The 21633-nt window shown below is 63.8% G+C and carries 17 protein-coding genes and 1 pseudogene; 12 read left to right on the forward strand and 6 right to left on the reverse strand.

Going from position 1 to position 21633, the window contains the following annotated elements:
* Positions 1-146: 146 nt before the first annotated feature.
* Together IVB54_RS27275 and IVB54_RS27280 are read left to right on the forward strand one after the other, a co-directional pair.
* Positions 147-1062, forward strand: a pseudogene (locus IVB54_RS27275) (alpha/beta hydrolase).
* A gap of 149 nt (positions 1063-1211) precedes the next feature.
* The gene (locus IVB54_RS27280; RefSeq protein WP_204510611.1) at positions 1212-1676 is read left to right on the forward strand and encodes a nuclear transport factor 2 family protein; all 465 of its coding nucleotides are present in this window, start codon (positions 1212-1214) and stop codon (positions 1674-1676) included.
* 29 nt (positions 1677-1705) lie between these two features.
* Here the strand turns inward: IVB54_RS27280 and IVB54_RS27285 are convergent, their stop codons facing one another.
* From IVB54_RS27285 to IVB54_RS27310, 6 genes are read right to left on the reverse strand one after another with little or no spacing between them, the layout of a single operon-like run.
* On the reverse strand, positions 1706-2380 hold the full coding sequence (locus IVB54_RS27285; protein WP_204510610.1) for a spermidine synthase: 675 nt from the start codon (positions 2378-2380) through the stop codon (positions 1706-1708).
* A gap of 30 nt (positions 2381-2410) precedes the next feature.
* Positions 2411-5644 carry a cytochrome P450 gene (locus IVB54_RS27290; RefSeq protein ID WP_247363482.1) on the reverse strand — a complete coding sequence of 1078 codons (3234 nt, stop codon included), beginning with the start codon at positions 5642-5644 and terminating at the stop codon, positions 2411-2413.
* A gap of 45 nt (positions 5645-5689) precedes the next feature.
* Positions 5690-6685, reverse strand: a complete 996-nt coding sequence (locus tag IVB54_RS27295) for an alpha/beta hydrolase (RefSeq protein ID WP_085385882.1) — start codon at positions 6683-6685, stop codon at positions 5690-5692.
* A gap of 10 nt (positions 6686-6695) precedes the next feature.
* The gene (locus tag IVB54_RS27300; RefSeq protein WP_085352151.1) at positions 6696-8246 is read right to left on the reverse strand and encodes a wax ester/triacylglycerol synthase family O-acyltransferase; all 1551 of its coding nucleotides are present in this window, start codon (positions 8244-8246) and stop codon (positions 6696-6698) included.
* A gap of 46 nt (positions 8247-8292) precedes the next feature.
* Positions 8293-9093, reverse strand: a complete 801-nt coding sequence (locus tag IVB54_RS27305; RefSeq protein ID WP_018457034.1) for an alpha/beta hydrolase — start codon at positions 9091-9093, stop codon at positions 8293-8295.
* Complete coding sequence (locus IVB54_RS27310) at positions 9093-9350, reverse strand: DUF6489 family protein (RefSeq protein ID WP_007593837.1); 258 nt, start codon at positions 9348-9350, stop codon at positions 9093-9095. The genes IVB54_RS27305 and IVB54_RS27310 overlap by 1 nt, the downstream gene beginning before the upstream one ends.
* Before the next feature lie 304 nt (positions 9351-9654).
* Here IVB54_RS27310 and IVB54_RS27315 point away from each other — a divergent pair, with 304 nt between their 5' ends.
* The 10 genes from IVB54_RS27315 (at position 9655) to IVB54_RS27360 (ending at position 21621) form a co-directional block, all read left to right on the forward strand.
* Positions 9655-11250 (forward strand): ABC transporter substrate-binding protein, encoded by a 1596-nt coding sequence (locus tag IVB54_RS27315; protein ID WP_085362291.1) that lies wholly within the window; start codon positions 9655-9657, stop codon positions 11248-11250.
* A gap of 104 nt (positions 11251-11354) precedes the next feature.
* Positions 11355-12335 (forward strand): ABC transporter permease, encoded by a 981-nt coding sequence (locus tag IVB54_RS27320; protein WP_085362290.1) that lies wholly within the window; start codon positions 11355-11357, stop codon positions 12333-12335.
* Positions 12336-12345: 10 nt separating this feature from the next.
* A complete protein-coding gene (locus IVB54_RS27325; RefSeq protein ID WP_247363483.1) occupies positions 12346-13317 on the forward strand; it encodes an ABC transporter permease in 972 nt (323 codons plus the stop codon).
* Positions 13318-13420: 103 nt separating this feature from the next.
* The gene (locus IVB54_RS27330) at positions 13421-14407 is read left to right on the forward strand and encodes an ABC transporter ATP-binding protein (protein WP_247363484.1); all 987 of its coding nucleotides are present in this window, start codon (positions 13421-13423) and stop codon (positions 14405-14407) included.
* Complete coding sequence (locus IVB54_RS27335; protein WP_247363485.1) at positions 14404-15393, forward strand: oligopeptide/dipeptide ABC transporter ATP-binding protein; 990 nt, start codon at positions 14404-14406, stop codon at positions 15391-15393. Before IVB54_RS27330 ends, IVB54_RS27335 begins: the two co-directional genes overlap by 4 nt.
* Before the next feature lie 81 nt (positions 15394-15474).
* A complete protein-coding gene (locus IVB54_RS27340) occupies positions 15475-17280 on the forward strand; it encodes a gamma-glutamyltransferase family protein (RefSeq protein WP_085352149.1) in 1806 nt (601 codons plus the stop codon).
* A gap of 9 nt (positions 17281-17289) precedes the next feature.
* Complete coding sequence (locus IVB54_RS27345; RefSeq protein WP_018457040.1) at positions 17290-18000, forward strand: DUF1028 domain-containing protein; 711 nt, start codon at positions 17290-17292, stop codon at positions 17998-18000.
* The gene (locus IVB54_RS27350) at positions 17997-18986 is read left to right on the forward strand and encodes an ABC transporter ATP-binding protein (RefSeq protein WP_018457041.1); all 990 of its coding nucleotides are present in this window, start codon (positions 17997-17999) and stop codon (positions 18984-18986) included. Before IVB54_RS27345 ends, IVB54_RS27350 begins: the two co-directional genes overlap by 4 nt.
* Positions 18986-20086 (forward strand): dipeptide ABC transporter ATP-binding protein, encoded by a 1101-nt coding sequence (locus tag IVB54_RS27355; protein ID WP_018457042.1) that lies wholly within the window; start codon positions 18986-18988, stop codon positions 20084-20086. Before IVB54_RS27350 ends, IVB54_RS27355 begins: the two co-directional genes overlap by 1 nt.
* Before the next feature lie 23 nt (positions 20087-20109).
* Complete coding sequence (locus IVB54_RS27360; RefSeq protein WP_026233287.1) at positions 20110-21621, forward strand: ABC transporter substrate-binding protein; 1512 nt, start codon at positions 20110-20112, stop codon at positions 21619-21621.
* Positions 21622-21633 lie beyond the last annotated feature (12 nt).

A 21633-nucleotide genomic window follows, 5' to 3' on the forward strand; every position in this document is an offset into this window, starting at 1 on the left:
TTCGATGCCCTTCCTTTTTCGCCATACCACACCGTTGCGCGGTGCCGGTCAACCGGCAAGCAGCGGGTCCGGTGTCGCGGACGCGGCTTCATTGCGAGGGGAAACCGTGCGATACAGCATTAATCAAAAGCCGAGGGAACGCACCCGTGAACGCCTATCATCCGCCGCAAACCGTCCACGCCAACGGCATCGACATCTGTTACGAGACTTTCGGCAACGACAGTGCCGAGCCGCTGCTTCTGATCATGGGGTTAGGCGCCCAGATGATCCACTGGGACGATGCGTTCTGTGAGCAGCTCGCCGCGCACGGCTTTCGCGTCATCCGGTTCGACAATCGGGACATCGGCAAGTCGAGCCATCTCACAGGCGGCAAGCGTCTGACGCCGCTCGAGCTGTTGAAGCTCCGGTTTCTCAGGATTCCTGTGGCCGCAACCTACAAGCTGATCGACATGGCAAAAGACACTGTCGGGCTGATGGATGCGCTCGGCGTCAAGTCGGCGCACCTGGTCGGGGCGTCCATGGGCGGCATGATTGCGCAGGAAGTGACGTTGTCGTTTCCCGAGCGGGTGGCGCTCGCTCACCTCGATCATGTCGACGACCGGCAATCCGCGCCTGCCGCCCCCGACACGCGAGGCCGCCGCGATGCTGATGGCGCCGCCGCCGCGCAGCAAGGAGGAGTTCATCGTCCGCTACGGCCAGACCTGGAACGTGTTGCGGGCCGGGTCCTTCCCGGAGGAAGAGGCGCTCGATCCCGGTCGTGCCGAGCGCGTGTTCGCGCGCGGGCTCAATCCGGCCGGTGTCGGCCGGCAGCTCCGCGCGGTGCTCGCCTCGGGTAGCCGCAAGGAGCGGCTGCATGGCGTCAAGACGCCGACACTCGTCATCCACGGCACCGTCGATCCGCTGGTCCGCCCCGAGGGCGGCAGGGACACGGCAGAGTCAATTCCGGGGGCCAAGCTGCTGATGATCGACGGCATGGGCCACGCGCTGCCGATGCGGTTCTGGCCGGACATCATCGACGCCATCGCCAAGCACGCCCATGGCGCGGAGGTGCAGGCGGCGTAGATTGACCGACGCAGACAGTCTCCTCACGGTGACCATGTGAGCTGCCGGTTACTCTCTTAACGCGTGCCGGTGCGAAAGCTATACAGGCCTCCTTCAATCGCTGAGAACCTCAATCGCCAACAAAGAGGCCGCGGCCTCTCGGAGTTCACATGCATCTCATCGTCCGGTCGGCCGCAATCGTCGCTGCTTCAGTCCTCACGCTGTCCCTCGCCAGCGGCGCCGCGATGGCGGGTGGCGCGCAAGAAGAAGCCAATCGCAAAACTGTCCTTGCGTTCTACGAGAAGGGGCTCAACCAAAAGGACGCCGATGCAGCCCTCGCCTATGTCGGCGACCGCTACGTCCAGCACAATCCAAACGCGGCCGATGGTCCGGACGGATTCCGAAAGTTCATTGGCTTCCTGCGCGAGAAATTCCCGAACTCGCACAGCGAGATCAAGCGCAGCTTCGTGGATGGCGACTACGTCATCCTGCACGTTCACGCGGTTCGCGAGCCCGGCAGCAGGGGCAATGCGATCGTCGACATCTTCAAGCTGGAGAACGGCAAGGTTGTCGAACACTGGGACGTCGTGCAACCGATCCCGGAAAATCCGGCGAACAACAACACGATGTTCTGACGGATCGAACCGGTTGCTGGGCAGGCGGCCTAGCTCTTCCTCGCCAGCCAGATCACGTGACGTGCGCCACCGCCTCTTCCGGTGGCGCGGATATTGACTTCGTTGACTTCGAATCCGGCGCTCCCGAGCCGCTTTGTGAAGGCCGGGTTGGGCCCCGAGGACCAGACCGCGAGCACGCCGCCCGTCCGCAGCGCCGTCTTCGCCGCCTTCAACCCACTCGCATTGTAGAGCGCATCATTGCCCTTCCGGGTCAGCCCTTCCGGCCCGTTATCGACGTCGAGGAGGATGGCATCGAATGCCGACCGCTGCGCCCGGATGATTTCGCCAACGTCGGTTTCCCGGATGCTCACCCTGACGTCATCGAGACTGTCACCGAACACCTGCGCCATCGGACCCCGCGCCCAGGCGACCACCGCCGGCACGAGCTCGGAGACAACGATCTTCGCCTTGCTTCCGAGCACGGTCAGCGCCGCACGCAGCGTAAAACCCATGCCCAGGCCCCCGATGAGGACGACAGGTTTTGCGACCGTCTCGATCTGCTTCGCCGCGAGCGTGGCGAGCGCGGCCTCCGAGCCCGACAGGCGGTTGTTCATCAGCTCGTTGGTGCCGAGCTTGATTGAGAACTCCTTGCCTCGCCGCATCAGGCGAAGCTCTTCATCGGAGCCGGGGATTTTGGCGGTATCGATCTTTTCCCAGGGAATCATGCGAGAGCTTTAGCACGTCCGGCTGCCGGGTTATCCACCCGCCCATACGTCCAGAACATACCGGTTCTTTGCACCCATCTCCTCGATCCAGCGGGCAGCCGTGGCGGCATCGCTGCCGCTCTTCTCGCGATGGATCGCGACCAGCGCCGCCTTCACGTCGGGCTCCATCTTGCTGCCGTCGCCACAGACATAGACGATCGCGCCCTGCTCGATCAGCGGCCAGATCTTGTCCTTCTGCGCAGCGAGGACGTGCTGCACATAGGTCTTTGGCCCCTCCGCGCGCGAGAACGCCGTGAACAGCTCGGTGATGCCGCTCGCCGCCAGCGCCTTCAGCTCGTCCGCGTAGAGAAAATCCTGATCGGGATGACGGCAGCCGAAAAACAGCATGGCCGGACCGAGCGCGGCGCCCTTGACCTTGCGCGCGGCGCGCTCCTGGAGGAAGCCGCGGAACGGCGCCAGTCCCGTGCCCGGGCCGATCATGACGATCGGCACGGATGGATCGTCCGGGAGCCGGAAGCCGGCCTTGGTCTCACGCACGGTTGCATGGATCACGTCGCCCGCGCGTCGATTGGCGAGATAGTTCGAGCAGATACCCTTGTAGGTGCCGCGGCCGGAGGCGGCCGGTCCTTCAACCACGCCGACCGTGACGCTGCAACGAACCGGGTCGACCGACGGCGAAGACGAGATCGAGTAATAGCGCGGCGCCAGCAGCGAGAGCATTTCCAGATAGACGTGGAACGGCAATTCGCAGGCCGGATATTCGAGCAGCAGATCGAACACCGATTTTCGCCTGGCCAGAATCTCGCTGCGATAGCGCTCGAGTGTTTCGGCCTCCTCGCCAACGAAGGCCAGCAGTTTTGGTTTCGTGACCGGACAACGCGTATGCTCGGCCATGATCTGAATCTGCTTCCGTGTCGCCACTTGCTGGAGCTCGACGAACTCGCTGAGCAGGCGGCCCACTGACACGGCATCGCCGACCGGCAATTGCGCGCGGCGGCCTTCGGCGACCTGAAGCCTGATTTGGTCGGCCGGCAGGAAGCCGAAGCGACGGGCAACCGAATCCACCAGCGTCGGATCGTTGCGCGGGACCACACTCAGATGATCGCCGACGCGGTACGTGATGTTGGACGGCAGCTGCACCTCGATGTGGCGCGTCGAGCGCTCCGACGGATTGGAACCGGCCTTGTTCTGAAGCTCGTCATTGACCACCACCTTCATGGCCACCGCGCCGCCCTGGGCGACGATGGTGTTGACGGCGGTCACCGCGACCGGCTCGATCGCGTAGAGCGGATCATCCTCCGCGGTACGGGTGAAATTCCAGTCGATGCCGAATTCCTTGGTCGCGACCTGGGCGGCCGCCGGGAACCATTTCTGAAACTGGCCGTCGAGATCGCTGCGCGCATCGCCTTCGCCACGCGGATAGACCGCGCGCGCACCATGCGCCGATAATTGTTCATCGATGAAGCGCGGTACCGATTGATAGGTCGCGGCCCAGTCGCTGTTGCCGCAGCCGAACACGGCGTAGCGCACATCGGCAAACGCATCCTTCGGCAGCTCGTCGCCGAGCCATTTGACAAATTGTGTCGCATTGTCCGGCGGCGCGCCGTTATAGGAGGCGCAGATGATCAGGACGCCGCCCTCCCGCGGCAGCTTGCCGACGTAATCGTCGAGCGGCCCCAAATGCACGGCAAAGCCGTTGATCTCGGCAAGGTCGGCCATCCGCGTCGCCAGCTCTTCGGCGGTGCCGAGATTGGAGCCGTAAAGTACGAGCATCGGCGTGTTGTGGCCGGGACGCGCGGTGGGCTGGCGCGGTGCCTTCGGCGCCGACGACACCGCTACAGGTCCACCATAAGCGCCGCGCTCGCGATCGGCGCGCGGACGGACCTTGATCTTGAAGCCTTCCGGCTTCATCGTGAGCGTTTCCTTCAGATGCATCTGGTAGCGCTGGTGGTCGACCAGCTTGAAGCGCTGGAGGATCATGCCGAGCGCGAGCGCGGCCTCGTGCATGGCGAAGCCGCGGCCGATGCAGGCGCGCTGGCCGTTGCCGAACGGCTTCCAGGCATTGATCGGCCGTTTGGCTTCCGCCTCCCGGCTGAAATTCTCCGGATCGAACGCATCCGGGTTGGGACCCCAGACAGAGGGATCGCGATGCAGCGCGGTCACCAGGATGGTGGTGAACGTGCCCTTCCTGAGCTTGTACTTGCCGCCGCCGATAGCCTCGTCGTTCAGTGGGGAGATGCCATAGGCCGGCGCCGGCGGCCATAGCCGCAGCGCCTCCTTGAGGATCTGCGTGATGTAAGTGAGCTGCGTGACCTGTTGATAGGTCGGACGCACGTCGACATTGGGACCGAGGACGCGGTCGACCTCGTCATAGGCTTTTTTGAGAATGTCGGGGTGCTTGAGCAACGCATAGAGCGCGCAGGACAACAGGCCGCTGGTGGTCTCGTGGCCTGCGATCAGGAACGTGTTGATCTGGTAGCGGATGTTGACGTCGTCGAGCTGCTCGCCGGTCGAGCGATCGACGCCCGTCATCATCGCCGCAAGCATATCCTTCTTGTCGTCGGTCGCCTCGCCTCCCTTGCGGCGCTCCGCAATGATCTCGTCGACCATCCTGTTCATGAAGTCGACATCTTCAGCCATGGTCTTGCGCCGCTTCTGCATCCAGAGCTGCTCGAACGGCAGGCCGCGCGTCATCATGATGGTTTCGAGCGAGCGCACCAGCGACTCGACGAAGGGGTGGTAATCGCGCCGGTAGAACGAATTGAAGCGGTAGTCGAAGCCGCACAGGCCGATCGTATCCAGCGTCAGCGCCGTCATGTCGTGGACGACGTCGATCTCGTCGTCGGCGTTGAGCCGTTCCCATTTGCCCACGAGCTGCTCCGCGATGTCGACCATGCTCGGGTGATAGGACTGCATGGCGCGGTTGCCGAAAGGCTGGAGCAGGATGTTGTGCGCCTTGCTCCAGTTCGGCTCCCTGGTGTCGGCCGTGAACAAGCCGTCGCCGCCGACCGCGCGCACCCGCCGCAGGGCACCGCGCACCGTCTTGTCGAAACGCTTCTCGTCGGAGAGCTCGTCGACGAGATCGTGGCCGGAGACGACCACGATCGGCGAGCCCATCATGTCGAGCCAGAAGATCGGCCCCAGCTCCTTGGCAAGCCGGGTCAGATGCTGCACCGGTGCGGCCGAATCCAGCGACAGCATGTTGCCGACCACCGGCTTGGTCGGCGGCTGCGGGATCGGGTCCAGACGGTTCTTCGATGACATTAAAAGTGCTTCCCCTGCCTCGGTATTCAACGCCCTCGTTGCGAGCTAGCCAAACCGCCTTCTACGCCATTCGATCAGCTTGGCGCTGACTTCCTCCGGCTTCTCCTGCTGCGTCCAATGGCCGCTGTCGCGGACCAGATATTTTTCCAGATCGGGGATCAGCTTGTCCATGCCATCGGCGGAAGACGGCGGCAACACCGCGTCGTTCTCGGCCATGATCATCAGCGACGGCACGCGCACCGTATGATCGAGCCCTTCGGCGCGCATCCAGTTGCGGGACATATTGCGGTACCAGTTGATGCCGCCGGTGAAGCCCGTCCTGGTGAAATTGTCCACGAACACCTTTTTCTCTTCCGGCGACAGGATCGGCGTGCGAGGATCGTGCTTCGCATCGTAGCCCGCGATCATCTGCGGAAATGCCAGGTTCAGTCGCGGGGAGGCACCGACACCCGCGACGACTTCCTCCGCCGGAGCATCTGCCGGGCGCGCTACGGGCTTGCGCATGAAGGCATCGAAGGTCTGCTCGACGCGACTGCCAAAGATCTTGTCGGGCTCACGCGCGGGATCCTGGAACTGCACGATATACATCTTTTCGCCGAAGCGCGCGCGCAGGAGCTCGATCGGATCGGCCCAGGCGCGGTTGGTATGAGGCGTATTGATGCCGACCACGCCGGCGACCCGGTCGATGTGCCGGAGTGGCATCTGCCAGACGATAAAACCGCCCCAGTCATGGCCGACGAAGATCGCCTTGTCGATCTGAAGATGGTCGAGCAGGCCGATCAGATCGCCGGTCAGGTGCTCGATGTCGTAGTCCTCGACCGGCTCTGGCCGGTCGGTCGCGCCGTAGCCGCGCTGGTCCGGCGCGATCACGCGGATGCCGGCCTCGCTCAGCGCCTTGATCTGGTGGCGCCAGGAAAATGCGAGTTCGGGCCAGCCATGGCACAGCACCATCGGCGGCTTGTCTGTAACCGGGCCCGCCTCGTAATAGCCCATGCGGATTCCGTTCGTCTGTACGAACTTGAGCGGTGGCATTTCAATCATCGGAACATTCCTACTCAGCGGCGCCCTTGATGTCCGCCGCGGGCGAAGCATAGGCAGCCTCGAGCGCGGCGAATTCTTCCGGCAGCATGTCGCACATCACCTGCACGTGCGGAATGATGTTGGCGCCGACGATGAAGCCGAAATCGAGCTGGTCGCGATAGCTCTGCACGGTGATGTTGAGCGCCTGTCCGTGCGTCGAGATCGATACCGGGAAGATGTGCAACAGCTCCGCGCCCGCGGCGTAGAGCGTCTGCCGCGGCCCCGGCACGTTGGACACCGTAATGTTCGCAGCCGGCGGCAACACATTCGACAAGTCGGAGCGGCTGTAGAGCAGCGCCATGATCTGCACGACAATCGGCGCGCCCAGCATCGAGATATTGGAGATCTGCGGCATCAGAGCCCGCAGCGGATGCGACATCTCCTTGGACTTGGTCGATTGCGCGATAATGGCTTCCAGGCGTGCCTTGGGATCGTCGATGTTGGTTGCGATCGAGCAGATCATGCCGAACACCTGGTTGTTGGCGTCGGTGTTGCCCTCCTCGCGCAGCGAGATCGGTACGGCAGCGGTCAAGGACTTCGCCGGCAACGTTCCATGTTGCTGCAGGTAGCGCCGGACCACCCCGGAAGCGAGCGCCAGCACGACGTCGTTGAGTTTGCCGCCGGCCTGCTTGGCCAGCGCCTTGGATCGCGACAGCGAAATCGAGACACCGGCGAAGCTGCGCTCGGACGAGATCGATTTGTTGAGCATGGTCGGCGGCGAGACCATGCTGGCGAGGCTCTCGCGCGATTTTGGATCGGATATCTTGCCGAGCACGTCCGAGACGCTCTTGACCATGGTTGGGATGTTGCCGGCAAAGCGCACCGCACTCTCGATCTGGTACATCGCATTGTCGAACAGGATCGAACCGATATCGCTCTTGCCGGTGCGTGGCAGCTGCAGATTCTTCGCGGCCGCCGATGCATCGAGCGGCTGGGTGAAAAGCTGCTGGTAGGAATCGACCAGGTTCGCTGCGATGTCGCGCGGCTCCTGCCCGGGCTTCGCTCCCGCGGTCGGCGGATCGACCTTCCGCGGGATCGGCGAGATGTCGTAGATCATGTTGGTCAGCGCCGCACCGGCGCCGCCGTCGATGGCGGCATGATGCATCTTGGAATAGAGCCCGACCTCGTTGTCCTTCATGCCCTCGAACACGTAGAACTCCCAGAGCGGGCGGGCACGGTTCAAGAGCTTGGCGTGCATCCAGCCCACGATGCGTTCGAGCGTAGCGCGGTCGCGCGGCTGCGGCAGGCTGGCGCGGAAGATGTGACGGTCAATGTCGAACTGATCGTCCTCGATCCAGGAGGGATGATCGATATCGAGCGGCGCCTTCTCCAGCCGCGCTTTGAGGATCGGCGCGATGTGCAGGCGCGAGACGATCATCGCCTTGAAATCTTCGAAGAAGTCGCCCTTGTAGTCGTCCGGCAGACGAAAGATCGCCATGCTCCCGACATGCATCGGCATTTCCGGCGTTTCCAGATAGAGAAACGACGCGTCCAGCGACGACAGCTTCTTACCGTCAGCCATAGTTCCCTCCCGAGTATTTGACGGGCGCCTTAGGCGGCGCTTCTCGTCAGGCCGATACTGCCTGTTCCGGCGGGGCATATGCAATGGCAAACGGCCCTGCCCTGTCAAATGGCCAGAACTCTCCCTCCGGTTGCGCAAGGCGGTCCGCCACGGCCCACAGCGCCGCGGGATTCACCCCAAGCCCGATATGGCTCGCCAGGTGCACCTCGATGTTCTCGGCACGGTCGGAGGGACGCAGCAGGCAGGTCCGCCAGTTCACAATCCCGTCGGCGCGCGAATAGATCGACGTCGCCGGCACCGGAAGATCGCCGGCGATCGCCACGCGCAGCTCGGCGAAATCCTCGACACGCTCGCCGGACATCATCTCGTAGAGCCGCGTCGCATTGGTCGCCCGTATGTCATTGGCAAAAGGGCTGCCGAGCGTGATGGCATTGCGGACCATGTCGGGCGCCTGGAGCGCGAGATCGCGCGCATAGACGCCGCCGAGACTCCATCCGACCAGGCTGACCTTGCGGCCGCTCGCAGCATGGATTTCGGCTAGACGGGCGCGCAACGAATCCCGCATCCGTCCGAACCCGCCGAAATTTCGGCCCATCCGCCAGGCATGTGCCTCATAGCCAAGCTCGCTGAGATAGCGCCGCATCGGCGCCATCGAGAGATCGCTGGCGAGGAAGCCAGGCAGCGCCAGCACCGGATGGCCGTCGCCTTTTGGCGCCCGCATCAGGACCGGCGACAGCAGCAGGCTGGCGTTGAGTTCGAGCAACCCACGGGCTTCGGCGAGCAGCAAAGCAAGGCCCGGCGGACGAAGCCGGCCTGAGGTCTGCGGCCCGTCCGGACCGGGCGGCATTATTTCTTCTTATCGCCGCTGCGCGTGCCGCCGAGGCCGGCCATGGTGACGAACATGTCCTGAAATCGCTCGGCAAGCTTTGGATCGAAGGTGAACCAGCTCTGGATGAGCGATTCCGGCGAGACCTTGTCGATGTTGCTCAGAACCTGCTGCTGCAGCTTGTCCATGACCGCCGTCTGCATTGGTGCCAGGTCGGGCAATCCGATGAACTGACGGGCTTCGAGGGGGGTACAGTCGATTTCGATGTTAACTTTCATGTCCCCTCCAGATGAGATTCGAGCGGCCTACTGCAGTATCGCCGCGAGGCGGTGTACAACGCAAGCGACCTGAAGCCGGTGGCGGCGCTCCGGCTTCCCCGATCGGCGGATATGGTCAATCAAAATCGGCCGCGGCCGCGCCCGTCCTCCCGTCATGCCGGTCAGCATTGCCGCACAGCGGTGCAACTTGGCGCGTTCCTTGCTGGAATGGCGCTTGCACGGGTCGAGAACTCTGGGCAACATGGTTCGATCAGCCCCGCCGAACAATCAAAAATGACGGTGCGGGCGAGTGGAGAGGTCAAGAATGTCAGTCGGACGAAGTCTGTTTGCGGCGACGCTCGCCAGTATGCTTGCGTTGGCGGTCTCGCCGGCGTCGAGCCAGACGCTGCGCTACGCCAACCAGGGCGATCTCAAGTCGCTTGATCCGTATTCGCTGAACGAGTCCACCACGCACGCTCATCTCGGTCACGTCTATCAAGGCCTCACCGCGCGCGACAAGGACCTGAAGATCATCCCGGCGCTGGCTGAGAGCTGGGAGACACCGGAGCCGACCCGCTGGCGCTTCCATTTGCGCAAGGGCGTCAAATTTCATAACGGCGACCCCTTCACCGCCGACGACGTGCTGTTCTCCGCCGATCGCGTCCGCAACAAGAACTCGAACATGCAGACCCGGCTGGCGCCCAACGTCAAGGTCGTCAAGGTCGACGACTACACAGTCGATTTCGTCCTGCCCTCGCCCAATCCCATCCTAAATTCGTCGTGGGATGTCTGGTACATCATGGACAAGAAATGGGCTGAGGAGAACAAAGCGGTCGAGCCGACGCCGGTGTCCGCGACCTCTCCGAGCTATGCCTCGCTTCACGAGAACGGCACCGGTCCCTTCATCATCGAAAGCCATCAGCCCGGTGTGAAGACCGTGTTCAAGGCCAATCCCAACTACTGGGGCAAGATGGAAGGTAACCTGAAGGAGATTATCTTCACCCCGATCTCGTCCGATGCCACCCGCGTCGCCGCGCTGCTCTCGGGTGAAGTGGACGTGATCGAGCCGGTGCCGATCCAGGACATCTCCCGCGTCGATGCGAGCCCGAATGCCCAGGTGCTGAAGGCCCCTGAGTTGCGCACCATCTTCATCGGATTCGATCAGACGCGTGACGAGCTGCTCTACTCCAACATCAAGGGCAAGAACCCGTTCAAGGATGTCAAGGTCCGCGAAGCCTTCTACAAAGCCATCGACATCGAGCTGATCAAGACGCGGGTGATGCGCGGGCTGTCCACGCCCTCGGCGCTGATGATCGCTCCGGAATTGTTCGTGCTGTCCAAGGAGTTCACCCGGCCGAAGTTCGATCCAGATGGTGCCAAGAAGCTCCTGGCCGAGGCCGGGTACCCCGAAGGCTTCGAGGTCACCATGGATTGCCCGAACGATCGGTACGTCAACGACGCGGCGATCTGCCAGGCCGTCGTGGGCATGCTTGCCCGCATCGGCGTCAAGATCAATCTGCTGGCGCAGCCCAAGGCGCAATACTTCGCCAAGGTGTTGAAGCAGGGCGGCTATCAGACCTCGTTCTACATGCTGGGCTGGACGCCGAGCACGATGGACTCCCATAACGTGCTCTACGACATCATGGGCTGTCGCGACGATGCGAAATCATCGCGCGGCGAGGCCAATCTCGGCGGCTATTGCAACAAGGAATTCGACGCCATCACCGACAAGGTGCTGGTCGAAACCGAGACCACAAAGCGCAACCAGCTGATCAAGCAAGCGTATGAGATCAGCATCAAGGACTGGGCTTATATTCCGCTGCACCAGCAGGCGCTGGCCTGGGGCGTATCGAAAAAGGTCAACCTGCCGCAGCGCGCCGACAATCTGGTCATGTTCCACTGGGCGACCAAGAAGGAATAGCGTCAGTTGAACACAAGGTCCCGGCAGCGTCAGGCTACCGGGACCTTTCCTTTTTCGGCTGACAAAGACGTCGGCCAGACGCACACTCAAGGAAAGTGGAAGGCATGCTCGCTTTCACTCTTCGCCGGGCCGTTCAGGCCATCGGCGTCATGTTCGCCGTCGGCATCATCGCGTTCTCGATGTTCCGCTTCGCCGGCGACCCCATCAACCAGATCGTCTCGCTTGATACGCCGGCGGCCGAACGCGCCGCCGTGCGCAAGTCGCTGGGCCTCGATGATCCCGTGCCGGTGCAGTTCGTGCGCTATTTCGCCGATGCGGCGCAATTCAAGTTCGGCGTCTCCTATCAGTTCCGCCAGCCGGTCTCGACGCTGTTGATGGAGCGTATGCCGGCAACGCTGGAACTTGCGATCTGCGCGACCGTATTTGCAATGATCTCCGGCATCCTGATGGGCGTCTATTCGGCGCTCAGGCGCGACACCCTGCTCGCCAAATTATTCCAGGCGGTTTCGCTGATTGGCATCTCGCTGCCGACTTTCCTGATCGGCATCCTTCTGATCTACCTGTTCGCAGTGACGTTGGGCTGGTTGCCCTCGTTCGGCCGGGGCGAAGTCGTCAAGCTGGGTTGGTGGACCACGGGCCTGCTCACATTGTCGGGCCTGAAGGCGCTGATCATGCCCTCGATCACGCTCGGCCTGTTCCAGATGACCCTGATCATGCGGCTGGTGCGCGCGGAGATGCTGGAAGTGCTTCGGACAGATTATATCCGCTTTGCCCGCGCCCGCGGGCTGACAACCCGTGCCATTCATTTCGGCCACGCGCTGAAGAACACGCTGATTCCGGTGATCACGGTAGCCGGCCTGCAGTTTGGCTCGGTTATTGCATTTTCGATCATCACCGAAACCGTGTTCCAATGGCCCGGCATGGGACTTCTGTTCGTACAGGCCGTGCAAAACGTCGATATCCCGATTATGGCCGCCTACTTGCTGATGGTCTCACTGATTTTCGTCACCATCAATCTGGTGGTCGACATCCTCTACACCGTCGTCGATCCGCGCCTGCGCGCGACCGTCGGCCGCGCCACATAAGGCAGCCTGCATGTCCGAAGTGGTCGCCTCTCATCCCGACAAGCCGAGCACGCTGCCGACGCATGCCGCCCGCAGCTGGTTCAGTCGCGCACTCAACAGCGACATCTTCTATTCGTTTCGCCGATCCAAGCTGACCATGGTGGCGGCAGTCATTACCGTGCTGTTCTTCCTGCTCGCGATCTTTGCCTCCGCGCTCGCGGTGCAGGACCCGTTCGATCCGGCACAGCTCCAATTGATGAATTCCCGGATCTCACCGCTCTGGACCGCCGAGGGGCAGAGCCCGTTCCTGCTCGGCACCGACGAGCAGGGCCGCGACGTGTTCTCCGCCATTCTCTACGGGCTGCGCATCTCGCTCGCCGTCGGCGTGGCCGGCGTGATCTTCGCCGGCGCGCTCGGCATCGCGCTTGGCCTGGTCGCCGGCTATTTCGGGGGCGCGGTGGACGGCGTGATCATGCGGATCGCCGACGTGCAACTCACTTTTCCCGCCATCCTGATCGCGCTGCTGGTCAACGGCATCGCCAAATTGATCCTCGGCAACCGGCTGGATGCAACCAGCATGCTGGTGGTGCTGGTGATCTCGATTGGCCTGAGTTTCTGGGTCGGGTATGCCCGCACGGTGCGCGGTTCCGTGATGGTCGAGAAGAACAAGGATTACGTGGCGGCCGCGCAATTGATCGGCCTTCCCGCACCAAAGATCATGTTCCGCCATGTGCTGCCAAACACGATGGGTCCGATCCTGGTCATCGCCACGATCAACCTTGCGCTCGCCATCATCACCGAGGCAACGCTGTCCTTCCTTGGCGTCGGCCTGCCCGACACAATGCCCTCGCTCGGCACGTTGATCCGCATCGGCAACAACTACCTGTTCGCGGGCGAATGGTGGATCGTGGCCTTTCCTGGTATCGCGCTCGCTGCCTTGATCCTGTCGATCAACCTGCTCGGCGACTGGCTGCGCGACGCGCTCAACCCGAAGCTCCGATGAGCAACATTTCGATGGGCAAGACTCGGATGAGCAAGACTTGGATGAGCAAGACCTGGACAAGCATGATTCGGATGAGCAAAACCTGGATGAGAGCGTCTCGCTCATGACCGACCCCATCCTCTCCGTGCGTAATCTTCAGGTCGAGTTCGCCTCCCGCCGCGGCACGCTACGCGCCATCGATGGCGTCTCCTTCGACATCGCCAAGGGCGAGGTACTCGGCGTGGTCGGCGAATCCGGCGCCGGCAAGTCCGTGACGGGCTTGGCTGTGATCGGCCTGATCGATCCGCCGGGCCGCATCGCCGGCGGCGAGATTCGCCTTGCGGGCCTGCGCATCGACAATTTGCCGGCGGAGGAGCTGCGCCGTATCCGGGGAAAACGGATCGGCATGATCTTCCAGGACCCCCTCACCTCGCTCAATCCGCTCTACCGCGTCGGCGACCAGCTCATCGAGACGATCAGAACGCATCTGAACCTGTCCGAGACCGCCGCCCGCCGCCGAGCCATCGACCTGCTCGCCGAAGTTGGAATCCCGGCTCCGGAAAAGCGCATCGACGGCTATCCGCACGAATTCTCCGGCGGCATGCGCCAGCGCGTTGTGATTGCGCTCGCGATCTGCGCCGAACCGGAGCTGATCATCGCCGACGAGCCGACCACCGCGCTCGACGTTTCCGTGCAGGCGCAGATCATCTCGCTGATCAAGCGTCTCGGCCGCGATCATGGCACTGCGGTGATGCTGGTGACCCACGACATGGGCGTGATCGCCGAGACCTCCGACCGGGTCGCGGTGATGTATGCCGGCCGCGTCGCCGAGATCGGTCCGGTGCAGGACGTGGTCAGAAACCCGCTGCACCCCTACGCCAAGGGCCTGATGGGCGCGATCCCGACCCTTGCCGGCGACGACAAGCGTCTGGTGCAGATCCCCGGCTCCATGCCGCGCCTGTCGGCGATCCCGCGCGGCTGTTCGTTCAATCCGCGCTGCGCATTCGCATTCGACCGATGCCGCGTGGAGAGGCCGGAGCCGCTGCCGCGCGGCACGCAATCCGTCGCCTGCCATCTCTATGACGGCGTGCCGGCCGAGAGCGCGGCATGAGCACTCCCTTCGTCCAGGCCACGAATCTGCGCCGCGTCTTCGACGTCTCGAAACCCTGGCTCAACCGCATGCTCGAAGGCGGGCAGCTCGAATATCTCAAGGCCGTCGATGGCGTCACCTTCGATATCAGGAAGGGCGAGACCTTTGCACTGGTCGGCGAATCCGGCTCGGGCAAGACCACGGTGGCGCGGATGGTCGTCGGCTTGCTGCCGCCAAGCTCCGGCAACGTCTTGATCGACGGCATCTCAATGACCGATCCGCGGCAGGCCCAGGCGCGGCGGAAACTGCGCCGCCGCATCCAGATGATCTTTCAGGATCCCTATGCGAGCCTGAACCCACGCTTCCGAGTCGACGCCATCATCTCCGAGCCAATCCGCGCGTTCGACCTGATCGAGGGCGAGCGCGACATCCAGGCGCGGGTCGGAGAGCTTCTCACCCTCGTCGGGCTGCATCCCGACGACAGGTTGAAATTTCCGCACGAATTCTCGGGCGGCCAGCGCCAGCGCATCGCGATCGCGCGCGCGCTCGCCTCCGACGCCGAATTCATCGTCTGCGACGAGCCGACCTCCGCGCTTGACGTCTCCGTGCAGGCGCAGATCCTGAACCTGATGCGCGACCTCCAGGACAAGTTCGGCTTGACCTACATGTTCATCAGCCACAACCTCGCCGTCGTCCGCCACATGGCGAGCCGCGTCGGTGTGATGTATCTCGGCCGCATCGTCGAGATCGCGGAAGGGCGCGAGCTGTTTGCCCATCCGCGCATGCCCTATACCAAGATGCTGCTTGGCGCCGTGCCTGATCTTGCCATGAGCGGCCGCCAGCGCATCCCCGTGAAGGGCGAGATCCCGAACCCGATCAACCCGCCGTCCGGGTGCGCCTTTAATCCGCGCTGCCCGCTGGCGTTCGATCTCTGCCGCAGGGAAGCACCTGAATTGATCGACGGCGTCGCCTGCCACGCGGTCAACACCGCGCCGGTACCGGCGTGACGCGCGCGTGCCATGCAGCCTGCGCATTTGGCGGCGGCCTGGCCCTGTGATCAATTGCGCGCGCCGCAAATGAGGTAGTCCATGGCCAGCATCGTCAATCCCGATCCCTTCACGACACGCCCCGAGATCGAAGGCACCTTCGGGGTCGTTGCGACCACGCACTGGATCGCGACCGCTATCGGGATGGCCATTCTGGAAAAGGGCGGCAATGCCTTTGACGCCGGCGTCGCCACCGCTTTCACGCTCCAGGTGGTCGAGCCGCATCTGAACGGCCCCGGCGGCGACGTTCCGATCATCGTGCACGACGTGAAGCGCGGCCGCACCGAGGTGATCTGCGGCCAGGGCCCGGCACCGGCCCGCGCCACCATCGCGCATTACAAGAGCGAAGGCCTCGACATGGTGCCCGGCACCGGCCTGCTCGCGGCCTGCGTCCCCGGCACCTTCGAATCCTGGATGATGCTGCTCCGTGACTACGGCACGATGCGCGTGCGCGATGTGCTGGAGCCCGCGATCTCCTATGCGCGCGACGGCTATCCGCTGGTCGAGCGCGCCTGCGCCACGATCCAGACCGTCGAGCAATTATTCCGCACGCACTGGCCGACATCGGCCGCCGTCTATCTCCCGAACGGCGAAGTGCCAAAGCCCGGCACGCTCTTCACCAACAAGACACTTGCGGCGACCTATGCGCGAATCCTGAGCGAGGCCGAAAGCGGCGGCGGCGGCCGCGATGCCGAGATCGAGCGCGCACGCAAGGCTTGGTCGCAGGGCTTCGTCGCGGAAGCCATCGACAAATTCTGCCGGACGCAGGACGTGATGGACGTCAGCGGCTCGCCGCATCGCGGTGTGCTGTCGGCCGACGACATGGCGCGCTGGCAGCCGACGGTCGAGGCTCCGCTCACCTACGATTATGGCCGCTACACGGTCTGCAAGGCCGGGGTCTGGAGCCAGGGTCCCGTGACGCTGCAGCAACTCGCGCTGCTGAAGGGCTTTGCCCTCGATGGGCTCGATCCGACCGGACCGGAGTTCATCCATCTCCAGATCGAATGCGCAAAACTCGCCTTTGCCGATCGCGAAAAATTCTACGGCGACCCCAAGTTCAGCGAAATCCCGATCGCAACGCTGCTGTCAGATGCCTATAACGACGAACGTCGTAAGTTGGTTACCGAGAAAGCTTCGCTCGATCTCCGGCCCGGCACGGTCGAGGGCCTTGGCGGCGTGGTCAAGCTGCGCCGAGCTGAGGGCCAGCGCGAGGCCGTCGGCGCGCTCGGCGCCGGCGAGCCAACCGTGGGGCGCTTCGGCGAGGTGCGCGGCGACACCGTGCATTTCGACATCATTGACAAGGTCGGCAACATGGTGTCCTCGACGCCGTCGGGAGGCTGGCTGCAATCCTCGCCTGTCATTCCCGAGCTGGGTTTCTGCCTCGGCAGCCGCGCACAAATGTTCGATTTGGAGGAGAACCAACCGAGCTCGCTCGCGCCGGGCAAACGGCCCCGCACCACGCTGTCGCCGACCATGGCACTGCGCGACGGCGAGCCTTATCTCGCCTGGGGCTCGCCCGGCGGCGACCAGCAGGACCAGTGGATCACGCAGTTTTTCCTCCGACACGTCCACTGCAATCTCAATCTCCAGGAGTCGATCGACGCGCCGGCCTGGCATTCCGAGCATTTCCCGATCTCGTTCTGGCCCCGCACCGCGCGCCCCGGCGTGCTCGTGATCGAGAACCGCGTGCCGAAGGCGACGATCGAGAACCTGCGTGAGCGCGGACATATCGTCGAGGTCGGTCCGGACTGGTCCGAAGGCCGCCTCACCGCGGCCTCGCGCGTCGGTCCGCGCCGCCGCGCCGCCGCCAATCCGCGCGGCATGCAGGGCTACGCCGCAGGACGCTAAAGGCAGCACATGACCTGGTCGATCATCGCGCGCGATTCTGCTACCAGCCAGTTTGGCATCGCCGTTGCCACGCGCTTCTTCGCCGTCGGCGCGCGTGTCCCCTACATCGCGGCGGGCCTTGGCGCCATCGCGACGCAGGCTTTCGTCAATCCTTATTACGGTATCGACGGCGTCAAGCTGCTGCGTGAGGGCCTCAACGCGCACGACGTGCTGGCCGCCCTGCTCGCGACCGACGACGGCCGCGAGAGCCGCCAGATTCACATCATGGACGCCAGCGGCGCGATTGCCGCGCATACCGGGCGCGACTGCGTGGATTGGTGCGGGCACATTGCGGGCAGCGGTTTCTCGATCGCCGGCAACATGCTCGCGGGCGCCGACGTGCTCGACGAGACCGCAAAAACCTATATCGCCAATGACAGCCTGCCCTTCCCGCGCCGCCTGCTTGCCGCGCTGCGCGCGGGCGAGGCCGCTGGCGGCGACAAGCGCGGCAAGCAGTCCGCCGCGCTCCTGATCCACGGCGAGGAGGAATGGCCGGCGCTGGACCTGCGCGCCGACGATCATCCCGATCCGCTCGGCGAGCTCGAGCGGCTCGAGCGCGTCAGCCACGAACTCTGGGTCCACTTCCGCGTTTCCATGCCAACCCGGCAGAACCCTGCCGGCAACACCGATCGCAGCGTCATCGACGCCAGCATCGCCGCAGCGCGCGCAATACGCTCATGAACCCGAGCCCCCTCATCGAGATCAGCGATCTGCGCATTCATTTTCACGGCGACGACGGCCGCGTCACCCATGCGGTCGACAGCGTCGATCTCAGCGTCGCCAATGGCGCGACGCTCGGCCTCGTCGGCGAATCCGGCTGCGGCAAGAGCGTGACGTCGCTGGCGATCATGGGCCTGCTGCCGAAGCAGAGCGCGGAGATCTCCGGCGCGATCCGCTTCGACGGTTTCGACCTGCTTAAGACGTCGGACCAGACGTTGCGGGACCTCCGCGGCAACCGGCTCGCGATGATCTTTCAGGAGCCGATGACCTCGCTCAATCCGAGCTTCACCATCGGCGACCAGATCATCGAGACGATTTTGCGCCACCGCGGCGGTTCGCGCAGGAGTGCGCGCGAGCGGGCGATCGATCTGCTGCGTCGCGTCCACATCCCCTCGCCCGAGCGGCGGATCGACGAATATCCGCACAAGCTCTCCGGCGGCATGCGCCAGCGCGTCATGATCGCGATGGCGCTCGCCTGCGACCCGCGGCTGCTGATCGCGGACGAGCCGACCACCGCGCTCGATGTCACGCTGCAGGCGCAGATCCTGGAGCTGATGCGCGAATTGAAGGCGGCGAGCGGCGCTGCCATCATCCTGATCACCCACGATCTCGGCGTCGTCGCCGAAGTCTGCGACGAGGTCGCGGTGATGTATGCCGGCGAGATCGTCGAGCGCGCGCCGGTGGACGAGCTGTTCTCAGCGCCGCAGCATCCCTACACCGTCGGCCTGCTCGGCTCGATCCCGCGGCTTGACCATCGCGCCGACCAGCTCGCCACGATCGAGGGCATGGTCCCGAACATGATGCAGCCGCCCGCGGGATGCCGCTTCGCCGCACGCTGCCCCTTCGTGCTGGACGCCTGCACCAAGGCGCCGCCCCCGCTGCTCGAAGTCAGCCCCGGCCACCTCTCGCGCTGCCTGCGCGCCCCGCTCGAACGTCTGGTGTCGTGATGGCTCTGCTCGAGGTTCAGGGTCTGCTCAAGCATTTCGTCGCCGAGCGTTCGCTGTTCGGCCGGGCGCTGGCGCATGTCAAAGCCGTCGATGGCGTTTCCTTCTCGCTCGATGCCGGCAAGACGCTAGCGCTGGTCGGTGAATCCGGCTGCGGCAAATCCACCGTTAGCCGCCTGGTGCTGCGGCTGATCGAGCCGGATGCAGGCACGATCCGTTTCGAAGGCCGCGATCTGCTCTCGCTCGACGCCGGCGCACTGCGCGCCTTTCGCCGCGAGGCGCAGATCATCTTCCAGGACCCCTACGCCTCGCTCAATCCGCGCATGACCGTCGGCCAGATCCTGACCGAGCCGCTGGCGCTGCACAATCTGGTGCCGCCCGCCCGGCGGCGCGAACGCGTCGAGGAGATCCTGCGGCTGGTCGGGCTGGAGCCGCGGCTGGCGCGTCGTTACCCGCACGAGTTTTCCGGCGGCCAGCGCCAGCGTATCGCCATCGCCCGCGCGCTCGCGGTCGAGCCGAAACTGATCATCTGCGATGAGCCGGTCTCGGCGCTCGACGTCTCGATCCGCTCGCAGATCCTCAATCTGCTGCGCGAGCTGCAGGACCGGCTCGGGCTGGCCTACATTTTCGTCTCGCACGACCTCGCGGTGGTCAAGCACATCGCCGACCACGTGGCGGTGATGAATCTCGGCCAGATCGTCGAGACGGCGGCGGCGGACGCGCTGTTTGCCGCACCGCGTCATCCCTACAGCCGGGCTCTATTGTCCGCGATTCCCGTGCCTAAACCGCGGGCAAAGCGCAGCCGCATTGTGCTGCAGGGCGAAATCCCCAGCGCGCTCAATCCGCCGCCGGGATGCCGCTTCCACACCCGCTGCCCCTACGTGGTCGACCGTTGCCGCAACGAAATGCCTCAGCTCGTGCAGGATGGCATCGGACATGCAACGGCATGCCACCGAACGTCGGAACTGCCGTCGTCCGAGGCGATCGTCCCAACGGACGGCGGCTTCTCCCCGGTTCTCGAAAAATTGGTCGCCGCCTTCAGCGGCGGCCCGGAAGCAGTCCGCGGCAGCGGGGTTAGTTCATTGGGGACGAACCCGGCATAGCCGTAAAACAGAGGTTGAGAGCGATGAGTCCTATGCGTTTGGCACTCCTGGCGTCGGCATTGCTGACGTCGCTCGTAGGCGCGGCCCAAGCCCAGACCACACTTCGCATCGGCATCGCCGAGGATCCTGACATCCTCGATCCCAGCATCGGCCGCACCTATGTCGGCCGCATCGTGTTCTCCGCCTTCTGCGACAAGCTGTTCGACATCGACGAGAAGCTCAACATCGTGCCGCAGCTCGCGCTGTCGCATGAGACCTCGCCCGACGGCAAGGAGATGACTATCAAGCTCCGGCCCAACGTGAAATTCCACGACGGCGAGCCGCTCGACGCGGAAGCCGCAAAGTTCTCGATCGAGCGTCACATGACGCTGCCGACCTCGTTCCGCAAGTCCGAGCTCGCCAGCGTCGACCATGTCGAAATCGTAGACCCTCTGACCATCAAGCTGGTGCTTAAGACACCTTACTCCCCGCTGATCGCCCAGCTGACCGACCGCTCCGGCATGATGGTGTCGCCGAAGGCTGCCAAGGAGGCCGGCGACAAGTTCGGCCTGCATCCGGTCTGCGCCGGTCCCTACAAGTTCGTCGAGCGCGTGCAGCAGGACCGCATGGTCTTCGAAAAATTCGCCGACTATTGGAACAAGGACAACATCCATATCGACCGGGTGGTCTTCCTGCCTATCGTTGACGCCACGGTGCGCCTTGCCAACCTGAAGTCCGGCGGACTCGATCTGATCGAGCGCGTGCTCGCCACCGACATCAAGGACGTGCGTGCGGATTCGCGGCTCGTGCTGTCGACGGCACCGGAGCTCGGCTATTACGGCCTGACCGTCAATATCGGCAACGACAAAGCAAAGGGGCCGCTCAGCCAGTCGGCGAAAGTACGCCAAGCGCTCGATCTGTCGATCGATCGCGAAGCTCTCAACCAAGTTGTCTTTAACGGCGAGTTCACCCCAGGCAATCAATGGGTCAGCCCGACACATCCCTATTACCAGAAGGCGTTCCCGGTCCACGGCCGCGACGTCGCGAAGGCCAAGGCGCTGCTGAAGGAAGCGGGCATCACCTCGCCGGTGACCGTCGACTACATGATCCCCAAGGGCGCGGAGAACGAAGCGGTTGCCCAGGTGATCCAGTCGATGGCGGCGGAAGCGGGCTTCGACATCAAGATCCGCGCGGTCGAATTCGCGACCACCTTCAAGCAGGCCCAGGCCGGCGAGTTCCAGATCTTCCAGATCAACTGGAGCGGCCGCATCGATCCCGACGGCAACTCCTACATCTTCATGCGCAGCAAGGCACCGCAGAACGATGGCGTCTATTCGAACCCGGAAGCCGACAAGCTGATGGAAGACGGCCGGCTGACCGCCAAATTCGATGAGCGCAAGGCGATCTACGAAAAGCTGACCGGGATCGTGCTCAACGATTTGCCGATCATCTACATCTACCACCGCACGCTTCTGATTGCGCATACGACTAAACTCCAGGGCTATAAGCAGATGCCAGATGGCCTCGTGCGCGTGGTCGGGCTGAAGTTCAAGTGAGCGTGGCCTCGC

Origin of the sequence: Bradyrhizobium sp. CW1, assembly GCF_023100665.1 — a bacterium.
Lineage (GTDB): Bacteria > Pseudomonadota > Alphaproteobacteria > Rhizobiales > Xanthobacteraceae > Bradyrhizobium > Bradyrhizobium canariense_D.

Excerpts from the sequence above, each read along its gene's own strand:
- IVB54_RS27305 (WP_018457034.1), bottom strand. The coding sequence starts at position 9,093 with ATGCCGCCCGGTCCGGACGGGCCGCAGACCTCAGGCCGGCTTCGTCCG.
- IVB54_RS27315 (WP_085362291.1), top strand. The coding sequence starts at position 9,655 with ATGTCAGTCGGACGAAGTCTGTTTGCGGCGACGCTCGCCAGTATGCTT.
- IVB54_RS27300 (WP_085352151.1), bottom strand. The coding sequence starts at position 8,246 with ATGGCTGACGGTAAGAAGCTGTCGTCGCTGGACGCGTCGTTTCTCTAT.
- IVB54_RS27330 (WP_247363484.1), top strand. The coding sequence starts at position 13,421 with ATGACCGACCCCATCCTCTCCGTGCGTAATCTTCAGGTCGAGTTCGCC.
- IVB54_RS27280 (WP_204510611.1), top strand. The coding sequence starts at position 1,212 with ATGCATCTCATCGTCCGGTCGGCCGCAATCGTCGCTGCTTCAGTCCTC.
- IVB54_RS27345 (WP_018457040.1), top strand. The coding sequence starts at position 17,290 with ATGACCTGGTCGATCATCGCGCGCGATTCTGCTACCAGCCAGTTTGGC.
- IVB54_RS27350 (WP_018457041.1), top strand. The coding sequence starts at position 17,997 with ATGAACCCGAGCCCCCTCATCGAGATCAGCGATCTGCGCATTCATTTT.
- IVB54_RS27360 (WP_026233287.1), top strand. The coding sequence starts at position 20,110 with ATGAGTCCTATGCGTTTGGCACTCCTGGCGTCGGCATTGCTGACGTCG.
- IVB54_RS27310 (WP_007593837.1), bottom strand. The coding sequence starts at position 9,350 with ATGAAAGTTAACATCGAAATCGACTGTACCCCCCTCGAAGCCCGTCAG.
- IVB54_RS27285 (WP_204510610.1), bottom strand. The coding sequence starts at position 2,380 with ATGATTCCCTGGGAAAAGATCGATACCGCCAAAATCCCCGGCTCCGAT.
- IVB54_RS27290 (WP_247363482.1), bottom strand. The coding sequence starts at position 5,644 with ATGTCATCGAAGAACCGTCTGGACCCGATCCCGCAGCCGCCGACCAAG.
- IVB54_RS27340 (WP_085352149.1), top strand. The coding sequence starts at position 15,475 with ATGGCCAGCATCGTCAATCCCGATCCCTTCACGACACGCCCCGAGATC.
- IVB54_RS27325 (WP_247363483.1), top strand. The coding sequence starts at position 12,346 with ATGTCCGAAGTGGTCGCCTCTCATCCCGACAAGCCGAGCACGCTGCCG.
- IVB54_RS27295 (WP_085385882.1), bottom strand. The coding sequence starts at position 6,685 with ATGATTGAAATGCCACCGCTCAAGTTCGTACAGACGAACGGAATCCGC.
- IVB54_RS27335 (WP_247363485.1), top strand. The coding sequence starts at position 14,404 with ATGAGCACTCCCTTCGTCCAGGCCACGAATCTGCGCCGCGTCTTCGAC.
- IVB54_RS27355 (WP_018457042.1), top strand. The coding sequence starts at position 18,986 with ATGGCTCTGCTCGAGGTTCAGGGTCTGCTCAAGCATTTCGTCGCCGAG.
- IVB54_RS27320 (WP_085362290.1), top strand. The coding sequence starts at position 11,355 with ATGCTCGCTTTCACTCTTCGCCGGGCCGTTCAGGCCATCGGCGTCATG.